Origin of the sequence: Roseospira marina, from assembly GCF_014197855.1 — a bacterium.
Lineage (GTDB): Bacteria > Pseudomonadota > Alphaproteobacteria > Rhodospirillales > Rhodospirillaceae > Rhodospira > Rhodospira marina.
The window spans coordinates 17,441-40,008 of the sequence record NZ_JACIGJ010000024.1; the positions used below are offsets into that span (position 1 = coordinate 17,441).

17 protein-coding genes, 1 tRNA gene and 1 pseudogene are annotated in these 22,568 nt (G+C 68.0%); 9 read left to right on the forward strand and 10 right to left on the reverse strand.

Translation table 11 applies throughout. The features are described 5' to 3' along the window. Window positions 1-223 precede the first annotated feature (223 nt). On the reverse strand, window positions 224-514 hold the full coding sequence (locus tag GGD82_RS18940; RefSeq protein WP_150063883.1) for a hypothetical protein: 291 nt from the start codon (window positions 512-514) through the stop codon (window positions 224-226). 470 nt (window positions 515-984) lie between these two features. On the opposite strand from GGD82_RS18940, the gene GGD82_RS18945 reads away from it, so the two are divergent. After that, window positions 985-1,075, forward strand: a tRNA-Ser gene (locus GGD82_RS18945). Between the two features lie 217 nt (window positions 1,076-1,292). After that, window positions 1,293-2,561: a tyrosine-type recombinase/integrase gene (locus tag GGD82_RS18950; RefSeq protein ID WP_150063884.1), complete on the forward strand. Its 1,269-nt coding sequence runs from the start codon at window positions 1,293-1,295 to the stop codon at window positions 2,559-2,561. On the opposite strand, the gene GGD82_RS18955 is transcribed toward GGD82_RS18950, so the two are convergent. Together GGD82_RS18955 and GGD82_RS18960 are read right to left on the reverse strand one after the other, a co-directional pair. Continuing rightward, entirely contained in the window at window positions 2,486-2,779 is a 294-nt protein-coding gene (locus tag GGD82_RS18955) for a hypothetical protein (RefSeq protein WP_150063885.1), read from the reverse strand. The genes GGD82_RS18950 and GGD82_RS18955 overlap by 76 nt on opposite strands. Window positions 2,780-2,854: 75 nt before the next feature. Continuing rightward, complete coding sequence (locus tag GGD82_RS18960) at window positions 2,855-3,139, reverse strand: hypothetical protein (protein WP_150063886.1); 285 nt, start codon at window positions 3,137-3,139, stop codon at window positions 2,855-2,857. A gap of 295 nt (window positions 3,140-3,434) precedes the next feature. Between GGD82_RS18960 and GGD82_RS18965 the strand changes: the two genes are divergently transcribed. After that, window positions 3,435-4,490: a hypothetical protein gene (locus GGD82_RS18965; RefSeq protein WP_150063887.1), complete on the forward strand. Its 1,056-nt coding sequence runs from the start codon at window positions 3,435-3,437 to the stop codon at window positions 4,488-4,490. After that, window positions 4,487-5,467 (forward strand): phosphoadenosine phosphosulfate reductase domain-containing protein, encoded by a 981-nt coding sequence (locus tag GGD82_RS18970; protein ID WP_150063888.1) that lies wholly within the window; start codon window positions 4,487-4,489, stop codon window positions 5,465-5,467. The genes GGD82_RS18965 and GGD82_RS18970 overlap by 4 nt, the downstream gene beginning before the upstream one ends. On the opposite strand, the gene GGD82_RS18975 is transcribed toward GGD82_RS18970, so the two are convergent. From GGD82_RS18975 to GGD82_RS18990, 4 genes are all read right to left on the reverse strand, one after another. Continuing rightward, entirely contained in the window at window positions 5,379-6,041 is a 663-nt protein-coding gene (locus tag GGD82_RS18975; RefSeq protein ID WP_150063889.1) for a hypothetical protein, read from the reverse strand. The genes GGD82_RS18970 and GGD82_RS18975 overlap by 89 nt on opposite strands. Continuing rightward, window positions 6,038-6,469, reverse strand: coding sequence for a hypothetical protein (locus GGD82_RS18980; protein WP_150063890.1), 432 nt, complete (start codon window positions 6,467-6,469; stop codon window positions 6,038-6,040). The genes GGD82_RS18975 and GGD82_RS18980 overlap by 4 nt, the downstream gene beginning before the upstream one ends. Then, window positions 6,438-7,532 (reverse strand): hypothetical protein, encoded by a 1,095-nt coding sequence (locus GGD82_RS18985; protein WP_150063891.1) that lies wholly within the window; start codon window positions 7,530-7,532, stop codon window positions 6,438-6,440. The genes GGD82_RS18980 and GGD82_RS18985 overlap by 32 nt, the downstream gene beginning before the upstream one ends. A 649-nt stretch (window positions 7,533-8,181) precedes the next feature. Next, window positions 8,182-9,048, reverse strand: coding sequence for a DNA cytosine methyltransferase (locus GGD82_RS18990; protein WP_150063892.1), 867 nt, complete (start codon window positions 9,046-9,048; stop codon window positions 8,182-8,184). Here GGD82_RS18990 and GGD82_RS18995 point away from each other — a divergent pair. The 3 genes and pseudogenes from GGD82_RS18995 to GGD82_RS21280 form a co-directional block, all read left to right on the forward strand. Next, window positions 9,020-11,152, forward strand: a pseudogene (locus GGD82_RS18995) (BPTD_3080 family restriction endonuclease); the annotation flags it as partial. The gene GGD82_RS18990 and the pseudogene GGD82_RS18995 sit on opposite strands and share 29 nt — an antisense overlap. A 325-nt stretch (window positions 11,153-11,477) precedes the next feature. After that, entirely contained in the window at window positions 11,478-12,305 is an 828-nt protein-coding gene (locus GGD82_RS19000) for an NYN domain-containing protein (RefSeq protein ID WP_150063893.1), read from the forward strand. After that, window positions 12,305-15,400: a site-specific DNA-methyltransferase gene (locus GGD82_RS21280; protein ID WP_150063894.1), complete on the forward strand. Its 3,096-nt coding sequence runs from the start codon at window positions 12,305-12,307 to the stop codon at window positions 15,398-15,400. Before GGD82_RS19000 ends, GGD82_RS21280 begins: the two co-directional genes overlap by 1 nt. A 180-nt stretch (window positions 15,401-15,580) precedes the next feature. Here the strand turns inward: GGD82_RS21280 and GGD82_RS19010 are convergent, their stop codons facing one another. Beyond that, window positions 15,581-15,841 (reverse strand): helix-turn-helix domain-containing protein, encoded by a 261-nt coding sequence (locus GGD82_RS19010; RefSeq protein WP_150063895.1) that lies wholly within the window; start codon window positions 15,839-15,841, stop codon window positions 15,581-15,583. A 308-nt stretch (window positions 15,842-16,149) separates the two neighbouring features. Here GGD82_RS19010 and GGD82_RS19015 point away from each other — a divergent pair, with 308 nt between their 5' ends. Continuing rightward, on the forward strand, window positions 16,150-16,359 hold the full coding sequence (locus GGD82_RS19015) for a hypothetical protein (protein WP_150063896.1): 210 nt from the start codon (window positions 16,150-16,152) through the stop codon (window positions 16,357-16,359). 603 nt (window positions 16,360-16,962) lie between these two features. Here GGD82_RS19015 and GGD82_RS19020 read toward each other — a convergent pair. Continuing rightward, a complete protein-coding gene (locus GGD82_RS19020; RefSeq protein ID WP_150063897.1) occupies window positions 16,963-17,406 on the reverse strand; it encodes a hypothetical protein in 444 nt (147 codons plus the stop codon). A gap of 327 nt (window positions 17,407-17,733) precedes the next feature. Beyond that, window positions 17,734-19,572, reverse strand: coding sequence for a PAS domain-containing protein (locus GGD82_RS21495; RefSeq protein WP_170284458.1), 1,839 nt, complete (start codon window positions 19,570-19,572; stop codon window positions 17,734-17,736). A 168-nt stretch (window positions 19,573-19,740) separates the two neighbouring features. Here GGD82_RS21495 and mutS point away from each other — a divergent pair, with 168 nt between their 5' ends. Further along, complete coding sequence (gene mutS / locus GGD82_RS19035; protein WP_375782139.1) at window positions 19,741-22,566, forward strand: DNA mismatch repair protein MutS; 2,826 nt, start codon at window positions 19,741-19,743, stop codon at window positions 22,564-22,566. Window positions 22,567-22,568: the final 2 nt, after the last annotated feature.

Below are 22,568 nucleotides of genomic sequence, written 5' to 3' on the forward strand. Positions count from 1 at the left end.
GAAGCGTTCACCCCGCCGAGGGTGGCTCCCGAAGGACGCGTTCACGCCTTTCGCTCTCAAGCTTTAGCATCAGAGAGTCGCACACCCGATCGGCCGCCGCAACGCCCGATGGTGACCGACGTCCGACGACTGTGTGGCGCGTCCTTCACAGGATCGCACCGCGCGGGCCGGACGATGACACAGGGATGGCGGCCCTGATGACCGGAGCCCGTCGGACGGCCCCTCAGTCGAACGCGCTCAGGCGGTGCTTGCGGCGCCGGATGCGGCCGACCAGGACCAGCAGAAGCCCCGTCAGGCCCACGGCGATCCACGCCGGCAGAACCATCACCGAGGCGGTGACCATCTCGAGCCAATGATCGGAAGGGGCCGCCGCACTCGACGGCACGCCGGACAGCAGGGTCCAGACATCGCCCGTCGCCAGGACGGGACGCGGCCCGGGGCCGAGCGCGAGCACAGCCTCCGCCGACGCGGCGACGAAGGCCATGGCAATCAGGACCCATCCGAGAAATCGCATCAGAATCATTGGATCCCGGGCCTCTGTTCCGAACTTTGAAGACCAGAGTCCAGAATCTGCCCGTAACAAGCGGTTCTCGCAACACTTTTTTTCAGTACATTTTTACGAATAGGGTATGACTTTGGGTGTATGCAGCCGCCCATCAACCGGCCCGAAACCGGCCCCGCAACGCCCCCCCTGCCCCAACGCGCCCCCCTCTCGCCGCCAATGGCCGGAGTCGCCGGGCGCCCCTGCAACACCACCGGTAAGCGTGCGCTGTTAAGCGGGCGGCGTTGAGCAGCCGGCGTTAAGGGGAGCGCAGACCCCGGATCCCCCGGACGAATGGGGCGACTCCGGCCTGACATCGCGGCACCGCAGGCCGGCGAAAACGCCGGTAAACGGTGCCGTGACCGGTCCGGCAAAAGCCATTGCATCGACCCCGGACGTTCGGTATTGTCCGCGCCTCCCTGGGGAAACCAACCCCGGCGCGTGGAGGGATGGCCGAGCGGTCGAAGGCGCACGCCTGGAAAGTGTGTATACCCTAACCCGGTATCGAGGGTTCGAATCCCTCTCCCTCCGCCAATTGCTTTATCAGGGGCCGTCAGGATAGGCCCCTCCACCTTGAAAAGGCTTGCGTTCTCCCGGTTCTCATGGCCATTTCGACTCAGGCCCCACCATCCCAATCCACCGTCACGTGGTGGACCGGATGGTGGATTGAGAACCGGCCTCGGACCAAGTGGGACACAGTCCACCACTTCGGCCCGAGACCCCCGGAAAACCGGGAGGAGACGGACGGCGGATGGCGGGAAAGCTCTCGGCGCGACGCATCGCGACGCTGAAGGAGCCCGGGTCCTACGCGGACGGCGACGGGCTGTATCTCAAGATCACCAAGGACGGCGGACGCAACTGGGTGTTCCGCTATCAGATGGACAAGCGCCGGCGCGAAATGGGGCTGGGGCGGCTGGTCGACGTCTCGCTGGCCGAAGCCCGTGACCTCCTCACCGAGGCCCGCCGCCATGTGCGCGAGGGGCGCGACCCGATCGACGTCCGCAACGCCGCCCGCGCGGCCAACGCGACCCCGGCGGCCGGCTCCGGCCCGACCCTGCGCGCCTTTGCCGCCGACCTGATCGCCGCCAAGGCGCCGGCATGGCGCAACCCCAAGCATGCCGCCCAGTGGAGCGCCACGCTGGAGACCTATGCGTGGCCGACCATCGGCGATCGGCCGCTCGACTCCGTGACGACCGAGGACGTGCTCGCCATCCTGCGCCCGATCTGGGCGGAGAAGACCGAGACCGCCAAGCGGGTCCGGGGCCGTCTGGAGACCGTGCTGGACGCGGCCCGCGCCATGGGCCTGCGCACGGGCGAAAACCCGGCGCGCTGGAAAGGCCACCTGGACCAGATTCTGCCCGCCCCCAGCCGGGTCAGCGCGGTCGAGCACTCCCCCGCCCTGCCCTATGCCGCCATGCCGGCGTTCTGGCGCCGGTTGCGCATGACGGACGGGCTGGGCGCGAAAGCCCTCCAGTTCGCCATTCTGACCGCCGCCCGCACCGGCGAGGTGCTGGGCGCGACGTGGGATGAGGTTGGGGACGGCGCGGCCGGTCTGGGTCCGGATGGTCCCGACCCCATGGCCCCGTTGCGCTGGGACCGGGTCGACGCGACCCGGCTGGTCTGGACCATCCCCGCTGCTCGCATGAAAGCGGCCAAAGAGCACCGCGTGCCGCTGTCCGCCCCGGCGGTGGAGCTGCTGCGCGACCTGGAGGCCGCCCGCGTCGTTCACGGCGGCGGCTCGCCGCTGGTGTTCCCGGGTCAGCGCAAGGGCCGCCCCTTGTCCAACATGGCCATGCTGGCGGTGACGCGCCGGATGGAGGTGCCGGCGGTGCCACACGGCTTCCGCTCCACCTTCCGCGACTGGGCGGGCGAGGTCGCCGGCGCCCCGCACGAGATCTGCGAGGCGGCGCTGGCACACACCAAGGCGGACAAGGTGGTGGCGGCCTACCAGCGCGGGGATTTCTTCGAGCGCCGCCGCGCCCTGATGGACGCCTGGGCGGCGTTTTTGGCCGGCGGGTGAGCCCCGGCCGTCACCGCCCGCCCGGTGGAGGTCTCATCAGGGGACTCGGCCGCCTCGCCCTCAATGCGCCGGTCCGCCATCCAGGTCAGAACCGCCGTCAGCGCCCACTTGCGCGCCCCGTACAGCCGGAAGCCGGGGGGGAACTCGCCGGCGTCGATCATCTTCCGCACCTTGGTGCGACCGAAGCCGATGGGCGAATACGACGTCGCCTGTCTCATCGTTCGTCTCCTGGACGATATAAGCCTTATCGACGGCGTTCATGACGGCACCTCGTCAGGTTCTGGCACATCCCATTACGAGGGCTTGTCATCCGGTTCGACCGCGTCCCAGTCCGGGTCCTCCCGGCACGCGCGGATGATCTCTATGGCCTCGTCGTTGTCGCCATAGTCGCAGTCGCCGCAGCGACGACATTCATGGACTGGGATGGAACAACAGCAGTCGGGGCCGCACCCGGCGTTCGCACCACCCAGGGGCACCCAGTCGTGCCCAACCTCCGCGCAGGGCGCGGCGGCGGCGCAGCGCTTCAGGGCTGCCACGTGGGCTTCGGCCGCCTCGATTTCGTCCGCGAGTCCGCTCATGACGGCACCACATCATGCGTGCGGCCGTCCAGCAGCCGGCCGGCGGTCTTCTTGCCGAACCGTCGCGCCGTGGCGCGAATTGACGTGGACGGTGCCGCGTGGCGCGCGGTCGGCGGCGGGCGGAACGCCCCGTGAGCCGCGCCACCCGAACCACGAATCCGGTCAGCCGCGAACGCTGACCCCCGAGACGCGCCTGGGGCCCCCGTCCGCCCCTCTCTTGCTCCAGGCGCCGCGCAGCCCGGCTGTCCCGTGTCCCGGCCGGGCTGCGCATCCCCCGCACGATAGGAGACCCGCCGTGCCCCAACACCGCATCACCGGAATCAAGCTCAAGGATGGCCTGCCGCGGATTTCGTGGGTCAACGACACCGCTCCGTCCGGCCCCGAGGCCGTCACGCTCAAGGGCGAGATGGAATGCCTGCCGAGCCTTCAGGATGCCTGGGATGCCCTGGGCGACGTGATCGGCCGACTCACCGGGATCGAGGACCCGGTTGTGCCCACGGGCTGCACGCCCTCGATCGACCCCGACACGGACCTGCTGTCGGTCAAGCTCAACGGGACCATCGGCTGCGACTACTCCAACAGCCCGACCAACATCAGCGTTCCGACGATCAAGCAGTGCAAGGACGACACGGCGGGAACGCATATGCCCGACTGGGTGTACGAGCCGGTGTGCACCCTGATGGCCGAGGCCGAGCCCCGGACCGCCGACGGAGAGAGCCCCGACGCACCGGCCGAGACCGACCCGGTCGAGCCCCACGAGCACGAAGGCGAATGCCGCGTCGATCCCGAGGATCCGTCGCTCGAGAACGGTGGGCGCGCCTTCAACGCCGGGATGGACGCCGGGCGCATGGCCCGCCCCCTCGGCGAGTATTGGGGGCGCGTCGTCGCGACCGACGTGGCGGCGGACCAGATCGGCTATGGCCAGCGCCACGACTTCGTCCTGGAGCCCCGCCCGGCCGACCTGCCTGCCGGGACGCTGGACGCCATCATCACGAACCCGCCGTTTCGGCTTGCGTCCGCGTTTGTGCGGCACGCGCTTCCGCAAGCCGCTGTCGTCGCCGTTCTGGTCCGCACGGCGTTCCTGGAAGGTGGCGAGCGGTGGCGCGACCTGTTTGACCCGTACCCACCCGCGACGATCGCCCAATTTGCCGAGCGCGTGCCGATGCACAAGGGCCGGTGCCTGCGCTCTGCGTCCACGGCCACGGCCTACTGCTGGATCGTGTGGCGCCATGACCCTCATCGGATCGGTGGCACGGACTTCCGATGGATCCCGCCCGGCACCCGCAAACGCCTGGAACGGCCCGGCGACTATGACGACGACGCCCCGCGCGTCGAGGCGGGTGCGGCGTGACCCATCATGTCGTGTCACTGTCCGGCGGCAAAGACAGCACCGCTGTGGCTCTTCTGGCTTTGGAGCAGGCCGAGCGGGCCGGCATCGAGCCCATGTTTGTCTTTGCCGACACCGGGCACGAACACCCTCTGACCTATGAGGTTCTGGGGCGCCTGGAACGCCATCTCGGAACGCCCGTCCAGTGGGTTCGGGCCGATTTCTCGCGCCAGATTGCGCGCAAGCGGAACAGTATCGGTCGTCGCTGGACGGCGGCAGGCGTGCCGCCGCACCGCATCGCCCAGGCCGTCGCGCTACTGCAGCCCACGGGCATCCCTTTCCTCGACCTGTGCCTGTGGAAAGGTCGGTTTCCCTCTGCCCGCCGCCGCTTCTGTTCGGAGGAACTGAAATGGCGACCGATCTATGAACGGGTTCATCTGCCCCTGATGCGGTCCAGCCGCGTCCTGTCGTGGCAAGGCATCCGTGCCGACGAAAGCCTCCCTCGATCCCAGCGACGGCGCTTTGAGCGGGCCGATGGCCGGCTTTGGGTGTGGCGCCCGATCCTCCGGTGGACGGCCGACGACGTGTTTGCGCTGCACCGGCGGCACGCAGTCACACCCAACCCCCTCTACACTATGGGCATGGGCCGCGTGGGGTGCATGCCCTGCATTCACGCCCGCAAGGCCGAGGTTGCTGAAATCGCACGGCGCTTTCCGGCTGAGGTCGAACGCGTGGCCGAATGGGAACGTCTGGTCGGCGCAGCAAGTCGACGCGGCCTGTCGTCCTTTTTTGCGCACGACAAGATCCCTGGTGACCATCAGGGCCGGCGGGACATCCCCATGCCCGGCATCAAAGCCGTAGCGGAATGGGCGCGCAGGCGCCACGCGGTGATCGTTCGCCGGCTGTCGGTCGTCATGCTGTCTCCCCGTTGTGTTGAGGGCCCTCCGGCGCCGTTGATGCCGCGTGCTGGCGGTGCATCGCCGCCGTCATGGCTTCGGTGACGGCGGCGGTGGCGGCGGTCAGCACCGGGTCGGGGGCGGGCACGGGCGGGCTCCCGTCCAGTCCGCGCGCCGCCAGGGCCTCCGCCAGCGCGGCGCGGACGCGCGTGGTGGCCTCGGCCGACAGCTCGGGGTCGAACACCCCCAGGCGGCCCCGGCAGGGCTCGAACGGCAGCGGCACCGGATCCCGCACCAGCAGCCCGAACGGCCCCGCCCACCACGGGCTGCGCCAGGCCGCCTCCCACGTTTCGGGCAGCGCCGTACGCCCGCCGATCCCGCGCGTGTACCCCCGGCGGGCCATGCGGGACGCTTCCGCTTCGCTCGGCACGCAAGCCACGACCCGCACCGCACCCACGATCCCGCCGCGCGCCATGTCCGGGGTGACGGCCTTGCGATGGCGCCGGCTGTCCGTGCGGCCGGCGTGGATCAGCAGCCACCCGGTCGTCATCGTGAAATACGTGAGGGGCAGCACATCCTGGTGCCCGTCCTTCGGCGCCCCCTCGATCACCCAGCTCGGATGCGGCGGTCGCAGCGACACCGCGTGCGGGAGGGGGGCGTGTGGAAGGGGCGCGCTCATCGGCCCGCCCTCCGCCGGCGGGACGAACGCGCCTCCCGCTCCAATACCCACCGGACCGTGCCCAAGCGGTGCAACGCGGCGCGCGTCTCCATCCAGGCCGGAAGACCCTCGGCCGCCGCGCGCACGTCCCCAGGCAGCGGCAGGCGCGGCTGCCGCCAACTCCCGAGCAACCCTTCCAGCCCGACCAACACCGCCGCCGCCGGCAGGTCCCCCAGGGCTACACTCAGATCATGCCGCGTGCCGGACTCCCACCGGTCCGCTTCCGCCGCCGCCAGCCGGTGCGGGGCGCCGATCAGGTCGTGCCGCTGCCCGAAGTCCATCAGCCGCGCCAGCACCCGCGACACCGTGCTGTCGTCCACCGGGGTGCAGGTCGCGGCGATCTCCGCCGCCGCTGCATCAACCCCCGCCGCCGTCGCCGTCGCCGGCAACGGGTCGCTGGCCCGCCACCCCTCCAGCGCCCCCAGCAGCCGCGTCGTTCCCGTGCTCCAGCAGCCGGGCGATGCGGGCGTCGATGTCGTCGCGGGGCGCGCGCGGCGAGCCGCCCCGTCCCCGCCCGACCGGTGTGCCGTCGCGGGCAACGAGCCGGGGACCGCCGCCGCCGTGGGGACCGGGTGTGATGGCATCGTAACTGCCCTCCAGGATGCGGGTGGTGGTATGCGGGTCGAGCGCGAAATCGACGTCCGCGCGCATGCGGCCGGTCTGGCCGGTCAGGACGGGACTCGCCCGGATGCGATCCAGCAGCAGCGCCCAGGCCGACAACCCGCCCCCGCCGCCGACGCTCCCGCCGCCGAAGTCACGCAGCCACCGCTCGGCCGCGGCGCGGCGCTTAGGGGTGACGGACCGCACCAGGGGCAGCCCGACATCGCGCGCCATCCCGTTCCAGGCCTCGGCCATGCGGTCGACCGGGCCGGGCCCCGGCGGCGGCTCCAGCGCAAACGTCGGCGCGGCCTCGGCCGATGAGTCGGCGACCGAATTGGGGATCGGATCGGGCGGATCGTCCTCGCGCCCCCGCGCGGAGGGAGGGGGAGAAGAATCTTGTTGTATTGTTCTTTGTTTGTCCGGACTTTGACGGATGCCTGTGCGGTCCTCTGTCTGGGCCTCTGTGCGGACGGCTCCCACGCCATCCGGGAAAAGCGTGTCATCCAGGATGGTTATGACGCGTTGTTCTGTGCGGCCCCCTGTGCGGGCGTCTGTGCGGTTTTCGGCGGGGGGCTGTACGGGCGCACGCGCGATCAACCCCGCGTCCTCCAGCCGCGCCAGGAAGTCCGCCATCCGGCTGGGGGTCCACCCCACCGCCTGCGCCATGAAGCGAACGGAGTGGCTGAACTGCCCTGGCTCCAGGGTGACGCGCTGCCGGCCCACCCGCACCTGTCGCGGTGCCCAGGCCGCTTCGGCCAGCATCCAGACCCAGGCCGCGAACCATTCCGGCGTGTGCAGCCCGACCACCGGGTGGTCGAGGTAGGATCGGGACAGGGCGAGGAATCCGGTCATGATGCGGCCCTTCCGGACGGTGCGTGGGTGGGGATGGCGGACGGGTCGGGGTCGGGGGGGTCGGACGGCGGCGCATGCTCGGGGCACCACCAGACGCCGAGGTGGCGCGGGTCCCCCGTTTCGCGGAACCGCTGGGGGTGGTAGCCCCAACCCCGGCTGGCGTAGCGCGGGCAATCCGCGACGGCGCAGGGGTGGACCAGCCGGCCCTGCACCAGGGCGGCGGCGCGCCGGCGGAGGCGCGGGGCGGCTTGAGCGTGGGCCTGGGCGGGTGCGAGGGCGGGGCGCGAGGGCGGGGCGCGAGGGCGCGCCGAACAGGTCGGGGGTCACGCTCATAGCACCCTCCCCGTCGCGCCTGCGGGCGTGTGCGTCCGCTCCCCCTCGAACCCCGGCGCAGGATGGGGCGGTTCCCCAACCGGCCCGGCCGCTTCGTCTGTCCAAAAACCTTTCGTCGCTTGAGTTGCGTGGCGCACCGGGGTTGGAGGGAGGGCGGGAACGCGCCGATCATCCGGCCAAACGCGGCGCCGACGGCGCACGACGCTGCGCAGGTGCTGGCGCCGCCATGGCCGGAACGCCACCGATCGCAGGCCATGCCAACGGCCGCCCATGATGCCGCGCAGATACAGGTCGAGCGTGGAGCGCAGGAGGGGGGTCATGAGGCCGCCACCTCCTCGTTCGAACGCGCTTCCGACAGCGGGCGGGCGGCCATCTCGGGCACGTTGGTGGTCACCAGCGCGCCGGGGTGCCCGGTTGTATTAACCATCAGCGACGGCGCCACCACCATCATTTCCCCGCGCTTGGCGGTCGTGATGGTGCGCAGCGGCTCCCGCGAGTCCCAGCACCGGGCGTCCCCGCCATGCGTCACCGGGATGACGAAGGGCCGGGGATGGTCGAGCACGTAGCGCACGATACCGCGCGCGACGCGGCGCAACGTGGCCTCGGCCAGGGGGCGCTTCACGCCGACGGCGCGGGCCTCCTCCGGCGTCAGGAAAATGGAGTGGCACGGCAGCGACCAATCAATGATCTCCGCCGCCGTGCGCCAGGGTTGGCGTGTTCCCGCCCACACCTCCGGGCTGTCCGGGGCGCCGTGCGTCGGCTCCGGCCAGACGATGCGCTGACCATCCCGGCGGGCGATGACGAACAGCCGCTTGCGGCTGGTCGGTGCGCCGTAGTCACAGGCGCGCAACTCGCGCCATTCGACCCGATAGCCCAGGCGCCGCAACCGTTCCACCCACAGGGTAAAGGTCTGGCCCTTCCGGTTCGGACACGGCTTACCGTCCTGTTGCAGCGGTCCCCAGGTCTGGAACTCTTCCACGTTCTCCAGGATGATGACGCGCGGGCGCGCCCGCCGCGCCCATTCCACCACCACCCACGCGAGGTCCCGCACGCCGGCCGACACCGGCTTGCCGCCCTTGGCCTTGCTGAAGTGACGGCAGTCTGGCGAGGCCCACAGCAGGCCGACCGGACGGCCTTGCGTCGCCTCCATGGGGCTGATGGGCATGAAGAACATCCTCGTCATCAATGACGAAGCCCATCATTGCTATCGGGAACGCCCTTCGGACGACACCGAAGACCTGAAGGGCGACGAGAAGAAGGAGGCCGAAAAGAACAACGAGGCGGCCCGCCTTTGGATCTCCGGCATCGAAGCCGTGCAACGCAAGCTGGGCGTCCGCACCGTGTTCGACCTGTCCGCGACCCCGTTCTTCCTGCGCGGCTCCGGCTATGCCGAGGGGACCCTGTTCCACTGGACGGTGAGTGACTTCTCGCTGATGGATGCCATCGAGTGCGGCATCGTCAAGCTGCCGCGCGTGCCCGTCGCCGACAACGTGCCGGGTGGCGATACGCCGATGTTCCGGAACCTGTGGGAACACATCGGCAAGAAAATGCCAAAGAAGGGGCGCGGGGCGGGAAAAACCCTGGATCCGCTGAACTTGCCACCCGAACTCCAGAGCGCTTTGCAGGCCCTGTACGGTCACTATGTGGAGACCTACACGCTGTGGGAACAGGCTGGGATCGACGTTCCGCCGGTCTTCATTGTCGTCTGCAACAACACGGCGACGTCAAAGCTGGTTTACGATTTCATTTCCGGATTTCACCGTGAGCATGAAGATGGCACATCCACGCTGGAACAGGGGCGGCTGGCGCTGTTCCGGAACTACGACGAACACGGCCATCGCCTGTCCCGCCCGCGCACACTCCTGATCGACAGCGAGCAGCTTGAATCCGGCGATGCCTTGGATACGACCTTCCGCGACATGGCCTCCGACGAGATCAAGCGGTTCCGCCGCGAACTGATCGAGCGCACGGGCGACATCAAGGCTGGCGACACGATCTCCGACCCGGATCTCTTGCGCGAGGTCATGAACACCGTCGGCAAGAAAGACCGGCTGGGCGAGTCCATTCGCTGCGTGGTCTCCGTCTCCATGCTGACGGAGGGCTGGGACGCAAATACCGTCACCCATATCCTGGGCGTCCGGGCGTTCGGCACGCAGCTTCTGTGCGAGCAGGTGGTCGGGCGCGCACTGCGACGCCAGAACTACGACACCAACGACGACGGTCTGTTCAACGTGGAATACGCCGACGTCCTGGGCATTCCCTTCGACTTCGCCGCCAAGCCCGTGGTCGCGCCACCCAAGAGGCCGCGTGAGACGGTCCGTGTTCACGCGGTGATCCCCGACCGTGACCCGCTGGAGATCACCTTCCCTCGGGTCGAGGGCTATCGTGTCGAACTGCCGAACGAGACGGTCTCCGCCAAGTTCGGGCCGGATTCCGTGCTGGAGCTGACCCCCGATCTTGTGGGGCCGTCCATCACCCAGAATCAGGGCATCGTCGGCGAAGACGTCGACTTGAGCCTGAAGCATCTGAAAGACGTCCGCACCTCGACGATCCTTTTCCACCTGACGCGCCACCTGATTTTCACGCAGTACCGCGATCCCGGCGAGGAGCCCAAGCTGCACCTGTTCGGTCAGCTCAAGCGGATCACCCGCCAGTGGCTGGACGGCGGCTATCTGCGCTGCACGGGCGGCACCTATCCCGCACAGCTTCTCTATCAGGCGATCGCGGACATGGCGTGCGAGCGCATCAAGTCGGCAATCACGGAATCCCTGGCCCGGGAGGATCGGCCCATCAAGGCGGTCTTGGATCCGTACAATCCGACGGGCTCCAGCGCCTACGTGAATTTCACGACGTCGAAGGGAACCCGCTGGCGAACCGACCCCGCCAAATGCCACGTCAACTGGGCCGTCTGCGACAGCGACTGGGAGGCCGAGTTCTGCCGGGTCGCCGAGGCGCACCCGCGTGTCCTGGCCTACATCAAGAACCAGAACCTGGGGTTCGAGGTGCCCTATCTGATGGCGGGCGTCCGCCGGAAGTACATCCCGGATTTCATCGTTCGCATAGACGACGGGCGCCCCGACCCCCTCAACCTCATCGTCGAGATCAAGGGCTATCGCGGCGAGGACGCCAAGGAGAAGGCCAACACACTGCGGACCTACTGGGTGCCGGGCGTCAACAACCTTGGTTCGTTTGGGCGCTGGGCCGCCGCCGAGTTCACGGCCGTGTATGAGATCGAACGGGCGTTCGACACACTCATCGCCACATTCTGCGCGACGGCGGCGGCATGAACGGCCGCGCTTTGCCATGTGCGTCACGCGAGAGGGGCCGCCCGCGTGCGCGTTCCCTACAGGTCCGGCGGAACACGCGAGCTGTTGAGCATCCCAGCACGGGCGCACGGGCCAGGAAGAGCATCACCATGTCCCAACCGTCTGTCCCCTGCGGCGCGGATCACCTCGGTGTCAGACGGTGCCAATGTCAGGATTGCCAAACGGCACGGTTCGACTTACAATTACGTGGTATCCGCCCCTTGGGAGTACGCCCGCTCAATGATCCTGAGCGTGTGCAGAAACCCTGGGGCTTTTTTGTGCCCGGTTTCTGGACGTGGGGCCGCGCATGAGAACCCGACGGATCGCTGTTCTCATCGACGGCGGCTATTTCATCAAGCGACTTCCCAAGGTGGTTGAGGACCGCTTCCGGACTACGCCGGAGACCGTGGCCGACACCGCTCGAATCCTCTGCAAGAAGCACGTTCAGAGATTGATCGGCGAAGCGTTGGGCGCCAGGCAGAGTCGGTGGCTGGATCACGTCTATCGCCTATTCTACTACGATGCCCTGCCCTACGACGGTGTCTCGCACCATCCCATCGCGAACCGGCGGGTCCAATTCGCCACCTCCGATCAGGCTGCCTTTCGCAAAGCCCTGTTCCAGGAACTCCGCAAAAAGCGCAAGTTCGCGCTTCGTCTGGGACAGGTCACCAAGGAAAGCGACTGGCGAATCCGCGAGAGGCTGACGAAGCGCCTGCTGAAAACACGGGACTGGTTGCCTCTGCTGGAGGCGCCTCTGCGGGATGACTCAGGCACACCATGGACGGACGCCCTGCTTGCCGAGGACCAACGGCGCGCTCTTCAGACGCTGATCGAGGATTGGCGCAGCCTGGACGAGGGGGATGTCATCCTGGGTCTGCGCCAGAAGGGTGTCGATATGCGTATCGGCGTGGACATCACGTCCATGACCCTGAAGGGGCAGGTCGATACGATTGTCCTGGTGACGGGTGATGCCGACTTCGTCCCGGCGGCCAAGCTGGCCCGGCGCGAAGGCGTCGAGTTCATTCTCGACCCCATGTGGCAGAGCATTTCCGACGAGTTGCATGAACACATTGACGGATTGGTCAGCGTCTTGCGGACCGACCCGACCACGACCCTGCGGGAGACCGAGGACTGATGGCGCGCGGACCCAAGAAACCCCTATCCGTCGAAACCCTGACCCATGAGGAGGCCCAGCGGCGCAACATTCCGACCGCCGAGCTGGAATCCGTCATGCGGACCGAGGACAAGAGCCCGATCCGCGTTGCCTACGACCGCCGCAACCGCGACCTGGACCCGCAACTGGTCTGGCGCGGCAAGGACGAGCAGGACTGGTCCGACCTCGTGGTGCAGGCCCCGCCGCTCTACATCCAGGAAAAGGTCCACCCCAAGGTCCTGATCGACGACCTGATGCGCCGCAGCCGGGCCCGCACGCAGGCGGACGCCCCGGCCGAAGACCAGTTCGACATGTTCGCCGACTTCAACGGCCTGCCGGACACCGAGGCGAAGACCGAGTTCTACGAACACGACCAGAACTGGTCGAATCGCATGATTCTGGGCGACAGCCTTCAGGTCATGGCCTCGCTGGCCGAACGCGAGGGGCTGCGCGGCAAGGTGCAGTGCATCTACATCGACCCGCCGTACGGCATCAAGTTCAACTCCAACTTCCAGTGGTCCACCACCAGCCGCGACGTGAAGGACGGCAAGGCCGACCACATCACCCGCGAGCCGGAGCAGGTGAAGGCGTTCCGGGATACGTGGCGGGACGGCATCCACTCCTACCTGACCTATCTGCGCGACCGCCTGACCGTGGCCCGCGACCTGCTGGCCGACAGCGGATCGGTGTTCGTCCAGATCGGCGACGAGAACGTCCATCGCGTTCGCGCACTGATGGATGAAGTGTTTGGGGAAGGGAATTTTATTTGTTTGATAACGGCGCTTAAAACAACGAGCGCTACATCGCAATACCTTGCTGGGGTCGCGGATTATGTTTTGTTCTTTTCTAAAAACCGTGAAAGGCTAAAATACAGATCTATTTATGCGCTTAAAGAGCTGGGCTCGGATGGAACAACGCAGTATAAAATGATTTCTTATAAAAAAACAGGAATCACAGAAATAATAAAATCGCCTAACTTAGTAAGTTTTCAAAAAAAGGAGGATTATTACGTCTTTGCCCCAGACAATTTGACAAGCCAAAAACCGCCTGGGGACTTCCCATTTACTGAAAGCGGCAAGATATTTGGACCTGGAAAGGGGTTCTGGAAAACTCACGATCATGGGTTCCGCCGACTGAGTCAGGCAACGAGACTTCATCCTATCGGAAATACGCTAATGTACCGAAGATATTTAGATGACTTCTCCGTATATCCGATTTCTAATATATGGCGCGATGTGCTTATGACCGGATTTTCGGAAGAGAAATTTTATGTCGTGCAAAGCTCTTCAAAAATTGTCGAGAGATGTATGTTGATGGCTTCAGATCCCGGCGATCTTGTCCTGGACCCGACCTGTGGGTCCGGCACCACGGCCACGGTGGCCGAGCAGTGGGGGCGGCGGTGGATCACCATCGACACGTCACGGGTCGCCCTCGCGCTGGCCCGGGCGCGGATCATGGGGGCGCGCTATCCCTACTACCTGCTGGCCGACTCTATAGAGGGGCAGGCGAAGGAGGCCGAGGTGTCCCGCCGGGCGCCGTCGGAGACCTCCACCCGGGCCGACATCCGTCAGGGCTTCGTCTATGAGCGCGTGCCCCACATCACCCTGAAGTCCATCGCCAACAACGCCGAAATCGACGTCATCTGGGACCGGCTCCAGCCCGCCGTTGAGGCCGCGCGGGCCGACCTGAATGCCGCCCTGGCCGGTCATGGGGAGCGGTTCCCCGTGTCCACCGGCGGCCGCGCCGGCAAGAGCATCGACTTCACCGCTTCCGGCACCGTCACGCTGCCGTCCGGCGAGGACGCCCCGGCCAACGGCTTCATGGAATGGGAGGTGCCGCGCGAGCCCGGCACCCCATGGCCGGAGAAACACCGGAAACTGTGGGACACGGCGCGCCTCGACGTTACCGACGCCCCACCGGCCAAACGCAAGGCGGCCGCCCAGGCCCTCGCCCAGTTGAACACGTTGCGGAACACCGACGTCACGGCTGAAAGCCTGCCGCCGCGCCCCGTCACGCCTTGGCCCGACACCGCCAACGCGGCGCTGGAGGCCTTCTGGCAGGCGCGCATCGCCCGGCAAAAAGAAATCGATGCTTCCATCGCGGCCAAGGCCGACGTCGAATACCTGTACGACAAGCCCTACAGCGACACCCACCGCGTCCGCGTGGCCGGGCCGTTCACGGTCGAAAGCCTCTCACCCCACCGCGTGCTGGCCGTCGATCAGGACGACGAGCTGGTGGATATGCTCGACGCCGCCGAGGGGCGACGCCACCCAGGGGAACGCACCGGAGGGGAGCACACCGCCGACGCCAACGATTTCACCACCGTGGTTCTGGATCACCTCAGGACCTCCGGCGTCCAGCAGGCGCACAAGGAGGATAAGATCACCTTTTCCACCCTGTCCGGCTGGCCCGGCGAATTCATCGGCGCCGAGGGCCGGTTCATGGAAGGGGATACCGAGAAGAGGGCGGGCGTGTTCATCGGGCCGGAGTTCGGCACCGTCTCCCGCCCCGATCTGGTGGCGGCGGCCCGCGAGGCTGGGGACGCCGGGTTTGATGTTCTGATCGCCTGCGCCTTCAACTACGACGCCCACGCCGGGGAGTTCGAAAAGCTGGGCCGCATCCCGGTGCTGAAGGCACGCATGAACGCCGACCTGCACATGGCCGACGACCTGAAGAACACGGGCAAGGGCAACCTGTTCGTGATCTTCGGCGAGCCCGACATCGACATCGAGGACATCGACGACGGCCGCATCCAGGTGCGCATCAACGGCGTGGACGTGTTCCACCCGCAGACCGGGCAGATCGATTCCAGCGGGCCGGAGGGCATTGCCTGCTGGTTCATCGACACCGCCTACAACGAGGAGAGCTTCTTCGTCCGCCACGCCTACTTCCTGGGGGCCAGCGATCCCTACAAGGCGCTGAAGACGACCCTGAAGGCGGAAATCGACGAAGAGGCCTGGGCTTCCCTGAACCGCGCCGTCTCGCGCCCGTTCGACAAGCCCACCACCGGCCGCATCGCGGTCAAGGTCATCAACCACCTCGGCGACGAGGTCATGAAGGTGTTCAGCGTGGGATAGAGCATCCCGCGGTCTGACGGAATCGCAGGGGATTCGTCAGGCGGTTGATTTGTGATTCAAGATAGGGGCTGGAGAAGGAGGCCAGCGCCTATGACGAAACCCCTCTCCGCCGACCTACGCGAGCGGCTGGTTGCCGCCGTCGAAGGCGGCCAGTCCCGACGGGCAGCCGAGCGGGGTTTTCTATGCGCCCTCTCCGGTGATGAGTCGGGCAATCTCCAAAGCCTCGCGGCGGATGGAGGCTGGAGCGAGCATCGGGTTGCCCTGGCGGATGGCCTCGGTCAGGGCGGCGCGTTCGGCGGCCAGGGCGTTGGCTTGGCGCAAGGCGGTTTCGCCCTTTTCCAAAGCCTGATACGCGCGCAAGGTGAGCCCGATCTGTTCGGCCATTTCGGTCTGTGTGAGACCGAGGGACTTGCGGAGCGATTTCATTTCATCGCGGGTCATGGTATTATCCTATTCGGGAGGCGAGCCTTTGCTTGCCGAGGTGGGAGGCCCGGTTTCGCGGCCCCCCTGGCTCCTACCACTCGATTTCAAGTCTCAGTTGGCAGCCGAGGAACTTGATATCGAGGCAGAACCGCCTCGGAAGTTTCAGGTTTGCCTCCTTTCGCTTTTCGGGCCGGACCATCCGTCCCGTTCACAAGTCTGTTATACGCAATAACTGCGTATATGTCAAGGCAATATATGAAGTAATTGCGTTTTCAGGCCCCGCCCGGCACTGTCGGCGCGGGGTTCTTCGTATGCGGAGACCTGCAGTGCCGTCTCGCCCACCGGTCCATCGCCCCGCTGGCTGGCGCCCGCCGGAGCAGCGGGAGCAGGCATGCAAGGCGGACGCCGACCGGCAACGGGGCAGTGCCCGGGCGCGCGGCTATGACCGGGCCTGGGAGCGCCTGAGCCGCGCCGTCCGTCAGGCCGAGCCGCTCTATCGTCTGTGTGCCCACCCGCGCGGCCGGCTGTCCCATTGAGGACGTCTCCTAAACCGGAAGGCCCGACGTCGGCCTCTGTGCGATCATGAGGTCCGACCCCGCAAAACCCGAAGCGCCTGAAAACCCGAAACCTAAAAAGGCAATAAACGCATTCGGATTGTCCCATGACGGGGACCGGGGCGTCAATTTAAACGGGTGCGCGGCCGTGACGGGATTCATAGTCCGTTCGGTGCCTGTGTCGGCGGGCAGAGCCGCGTTATGAGGCCCATGCGATGCGCCCCAAAACGGCCATAGGCCCTGTCGGCCGCACAGATGCGGCGACACCCCGATGCACGTGATCCGCCGTGATCGTCATGGCACGTCCGTCAGAGCGCAAAGCGTCCGACCCTCTGGCATCCAGACATGACGACGATCGATCAGACTCTGCGCGGCCCGCTTGAACGCCTGGTGCGGAAAGTCGGGGACGGACTCAAAAGCATAGGACCGAAGCGTGCGGCGCAATGACTCGCCTTGATTGGCGAATTTTAGCGTGAGGAACGGGTCCGAACCGCCGGACTGGTGAAAATATACAAACCCGTAGGATGCATGCATCCTTTTGTCCCACTCGCTTAATGGGTACGATCTGCACCGCTCTAGTTCCAATTAAAACTTTGGTTCATTCAACTCGTCGAAATATATATTTATAAAATCCTTCGCCAACGCGATCTCATCCGGACTCATGCCCGTGCTGGTCCAGTCGGCATGCGGGCGATGGTAGTGATCCAAAGCCATGAGCCAGCCCGATAGATCGACATCGGCTGGATGAACACCTGTAAAGCCGTTAAAAAGCCATGAGAGCCAGATTCGCGACGTTTCTTCACTCAAGGTGTGGTTGGCGTAGGATACAGTGTGCTCCCATAATGCGTGTTTTTCGGCAAAGCGTGACGATTCAATGGCTGCCTTCAGGAAACCATGCATCGCCAAGCGCCCCGCGTGGTGCGGGACACTGTGGTGCGGGACACGCAGTTGCGGGTAGAGAGGGGTCGCGGCGTCGAGCGCGAGGCTGCAGACAATATCACTCGGAACGGCGTAATTTGGATCGTTCACTCGTGAGGAACCCTCAGAACGTAAGGGAATAGAGCGGCTTAACGGACGTTACAGCGGAAACGAATCGACGGGACCACACGGATGCCACGGTGAACGAGGTATCCAGCTCCGACACCACTGGCAACAACAGCGGCAGCGCCCAAGGCACGGCCTGTCACCCCTTCGTAAGCCACGGGGGTCTTGACGCCCCAAGCGGCGGGTGGTGGTCGCGGCTGTGTCGTCCATCCGCACGCGGCGGCCGGGGGGTACCGCGTGGGCACAGCCCAGGCGACGCGCTACACCTGCGCCGCGTGCACCTCCCCGAGCGGAGCCCCTTTACGCGCGGCGTTAGGAGACATGGGGCCGTGCCCCCTCGGACGCGGCGCGGTCGCCCTGCGCCGGAGGCCGGGCGTCCGGTGTCGCAGCACCATCCTCGCCGCCATCGTCTTCAGAGCCGTCGCCCGTGTCGCCCTCCGGATCGCCCCTCGGGTCACCGTCTGGATCACCGTGTGACTCCGCAGCCGCATCCTCCGGAATGGCGTCGGGGCGCGGACCCGACCGCAGCACGACCACCACCAACGGGCCGGCGGCCGGTCCGTCGTCGTCGGGCTCGTCGTCCGTCCCAGCGGCCGCGGCCCCCGAGGGCGCAGCGAACGCGGCGGTCACCGAGACCACAACAGTCCGGTCCGCCGACGCCGCCCCCCCCGCGGGGTCCGGCACCCGCGCCGTCACCGGCTCGCCGATCGTGCCCGGTGCTTTCAGCGCCCGATCCACCGCCGCTGCCACCTCGGGCGCATCGGGCAGCAGCGTCCCAAGCGGCTTGGCCAGCAGGTGCGTGACCGGACGCTCAAACAAGCGCGCGGCGGCGGGGTTGGCGTCATCCACCTGCCGGTCGGCCGTCAGAAGCAGAACCGCGTCGGGCAGCCCCGCGAACAGCACCGACAGCCGCCGGCCCTGGTCGCGACGGGCGGCGGCCAGCCGGCGGCGTTCCGCATCCAGGGCCTCGACGGCGTGCGCGACCACGCCCAGTTCATCCGGCCACAGGTCGCGGTCGGGCAAGCGCACCGGTGTGTCGTCCCGGGCCGCCAACGCCGCCCGGCCCAGGCGGCGGGAGCGTCGGACCACGGCGCGCCACAGGAATAGGAACGACAGCAGCGCCAGAACCACGCCCAGCCCGGCCAGAAGCCCGATCCCGAGGCGCCACATGGGGTGGGTGCGGGCACGCTGGGCGACCTGCACAGCCCGGGCCTGCTGCACATCGGCGATGATCTGGCTGACAGCGGCGGTCAGGCGGTCCGAGGCCTGCCGCCCCCGCGCCAGCACGGCCGGGGTGTTCTGGTTCAGCGTCAGGTGCTGGCGGCGGGCCCGAATCACGCCATCGCTGCCGTCGCGACTGACCGATATGTCGGTCAGCGCGCCCTGGATGGCCTCCATCAGCGGCCGGGCCCCGCGATCCGCCGCGCGAATCGCGCCCGCAGAGCGGCGCAGGGCCTCCTCGGTACGGATACGGAGATAGTCCAGCTCGTCGGTGCTGGCCGCGCCGGAGGCCGCCAGCATCATCCCAACCGCCACCTGCGCGTTGCGCGCCCAGGTGCGGACGGCGACGGCGGCGGCGGCCTCGCCACTGGGGCCGGTCGGGAACTCCAGCCGCTCCATGTCCACCACACCGTCGAGCCGATCCGGCGCCTCCCCGGTCAGCAGGCCGCGCTCCAGCGCCGGCAACAGGTCGCCGATCCGGGAGAGCTTTGCGTTCAACTCCGCGGTCGTGCCAGCCAGCGCCAGCCGCCGGCCCACAAGGGCGTCCAGCGTGTCCAGGGCGGCCGCGAGGTCGTCGGCGGCGGTGCTCAGGCGGTCGCGGGTCGCGGGCTCCAACCGGCGGGTCCCGAGCGCGGCGATGCGGTCAAGCAACGCGGCCCGGGCGTGCGCGATGGCGCTGAGGGCGGTCGCCCGGTCCGCTTCGCTAGTGGCGGCCGCCAGCGCGCCGGCCGTCTCCGCCAGGGCGTCGCCCAGGCGGCTGACCTCCAGCATGTCGGAGAAGCGCGGCAGCGCCTCGTCCAGCAGGGCATGCCGCTCCCGCGCGGCCCACTCCTGCTGCACCAACAGCACCACGGCCAGCGCCACGCAGACCACAATGATTCCACCATGGAACAGGACGAGACGGGCGGCGATGCGCGGATGGGGTGTCACGGCGGGGCGGGTCCGTTCTGCGACCACGAGGGCGGAAACCCGCTCACTATGCCATTGTGGCCGCCGTTTGGCACCCTGTGAGACACGGGCCGTGTGGCGCCGCCGGTCCGCCGCGGATAGAGTGGGCCGCACTCGCCCACCCCGTCCCCTTTGCCGTTTCGAGAGTCCATGGTCGCGTCCCCCGAACCCGCCCCGTCCGCCGAATCCGCCGATCCGTCCGCCCCTCCGGCCGCGGCCGAAGGGGGCGCCGTCACGCCGATGATGGCCCAGTTTCTGGAGGTGAAGGCCGCGCATCCGGACTGCCTGCTGTTCTACCGCATGGGGGATTTCTACGAGCTGTTCTTCGACGACGCGGTCGATGCCGCCGAAATCCTGAACATCGCGCTGACCAAACGCGGCAAGCACCTGGGCGAGGACATCCCCATGTGCGGGGTGCCGGTGCACTCCCATGAAAGCTATCTCGCCAAGCTGATCCGCTCCGGCCGCAAGATCGCCATCTGCGAGCAGATGGAGGACCCCGCCGAGGCCAAGAAGCGGGGCGGCAAGTCCGTGGTGAAGCGCGACGTCATCCGCATCGTCACCCCCGGCACGATCACCGAGGATGGGCTGCTCGACCCGCGCGGCCACAACTACCTCGCCTGCGTGGCGGAGGCCGGCGGCGCGCTGGCCCTGGCCTGGGTGGAGATCTCGACCGGGGCCTTCGCGGTGCGGGCGGTGGACGCGGGCCGGCTGGGCGCGGCGCTGGCCGAGTTGGTGCCCGGGGAGATCCTGGTCCCCGACCGCCTGCTGGAACGCTCGGACCTGTACGAGACCTGGGGCGAGTGGAAAGGAGCGCTGTCCCCGCTGCCGTCCGCGCGGTTCACCTCGCAGGGGGGTGAGACCCGCCTGAAGGCCGCCTTTGCGGTCGAGGCGCTGGACGCCTTCGGGTCGTTCTCGCGGGCCGATCTGGCGGCGGCGGGGGCTCTGGTGGACTACGTTGAGGCCACCCAGAAAGGCCGCCTGCCCCGGCTGGAGCCGCCGCGCCGCCTGGGCGAAGGCGCGCATATGGAGATCGACGCCGCCACCCGCCGGAACCTGGAGCTGACCCGCACGCTGTCCGGAGAGCGCCGGGGCTCCCTGCTGGCGGTGCTCGACCGCACCGTGACCGGGGCCGGGGCCCGGCAACTGGAACGCTGGCTGGCAGCACCACTGACCGATCCAGCCGCCATCACCGCGCGGCTGGAGGCGGTCGGCGCCCTGGTCGCGGGGCCGGCGGCCCGGGACGCGCTGCGCGACCGCCTGCGCCGGGTGCCGGATGTGGAGCGCGCGCTGTCGCGGTTGGCGCTCGGCCGGGGCGGGCCGCGCGATCTGGCCATGCTGCGCGATGCCCTGGCCGAGGGGCCGGGCCTGCGCGCCGGGCTCGACGAGGATCTGAGCCGGGCCCTGGGTGGGGAGAGGCTGGAGGGCGAGGCCCCTGATGCCGTGCCCGCGATGCTGCGGGATCTGGCCCGCGATCTGGGCGATCACCACACCCTGGTGGACCGCCTGACCCGGGCGCTGGAGGCCGAGCCGCCGCTGCTGGCCCGCGACGGCGGGTTCATCCGCTCCGGCTATCACGCCGGCCTGGACGAGTTACGCACCCTGCACGACGAGAGCCGCCGCCTGATCGCGGTGCTTCAGGCCCGGCTGGTCAGCGAGACCGGCATCAACGCGCTGAAGATCAAGCACAACAACGTCATCGGCTACTTCGTCGAGGTGCCATCCCGCCACGCCGACCGGCTGATGGCGCCGGACTCCGGGTACATCCATCGGCAGACCATGGCCAACGCGGCCCGCTTTACCACGGTTGAGCTGTCCGACCTGGAAAACAAGCTGCGCGGCGCGGGCGACAAGGCCCTGGCGGTGGAGCAGGAGCTGTTCGCCGATCTGGTCGCCGAGGTGACGGCGCGGGCCGACGCCATCGCCACGACGGCGCGCGCGCTGGCCGGGCTGGACGTGGTCGCCGGGCTGGCGGATCTGGCCGAGGCGCGGCGCTACGTGCGGCCGCAGGTGGATGATTCGACCGCGTTCGCGATCGTCGGCGGGCGCCATCCTGTGGTCGAGGCCGCGCTGGAGGCGGAGCAGGCCGGCGCCTTCGTCGGCAACGCCTGCGATCTGGGCGACGCCACCCGGCTGTGGCTGGTCACCGGCCCCAACATGGCCGGTAAGTCCACCTTCCTGCGCCAGAATGCGCTGATCGCCGTGCTGGCGCAGATGGGCAGCTTCGTCCCGGCGGAGAGCGCCCATATCGGCATCGTGGACCGGCTGTTCAGCCGCGTGGGCGCCGCCGACGATCTGGCGCGCGGGCGCTCCACGTTCATGGTGGAGATGGTGGAGACGGCCGCCATCCTCAATCAGGCATCCGACCGCTCGCTGGTCATTCTGGACGAGATCGGGCGCGGCACGGCGACCTATGACGGGCTCGCCATCGCCTGGGCGACGCTGGAACACCTGCACGAGGTGTCCCGCTGTCGATCCCTGTTCGCGACCCACTATCACGAACTGACGGCGCTGTCGGGAACACTGGACCGGCTGTCCTGCCACACCATGCGGGTGCGGGAATGGAACGACGGCATCGTGTTCCTGCACGAGGTCACGCCCGGGGTGGCCGATCGCTCCTACGGCATCCACGTCGCGCGGCTGGCCGGGTTGCCGGGGCCGGTGCTGGCGCGGGCCGAGACCGTGCTGCAGCGCCTGGAACAGGGCGCCGAGGGGGCGCCGAGTCCGGCGCAACTGGTCGAGGATCTGCCGCTGTTCGCCGCCGTCGCGCCCAAGGGGCGCCCGGCCGCGCGGGCCAAGCGCGCCGCCCCACCGCCGCCGCCGGCCGCGCCGGCATCACCGCCCTTGGCGACGACGGCGCCGCCAGCCCCCTCGCCGCTGGAGGTCGCGCTCGCGGACCTTCAGCCCGACGACCTGACGCCGCGGGCGGCGCTGGAGGCGCTCTATCGGCTCAAGACCCTGGCGGGGAAGGGGTAGGG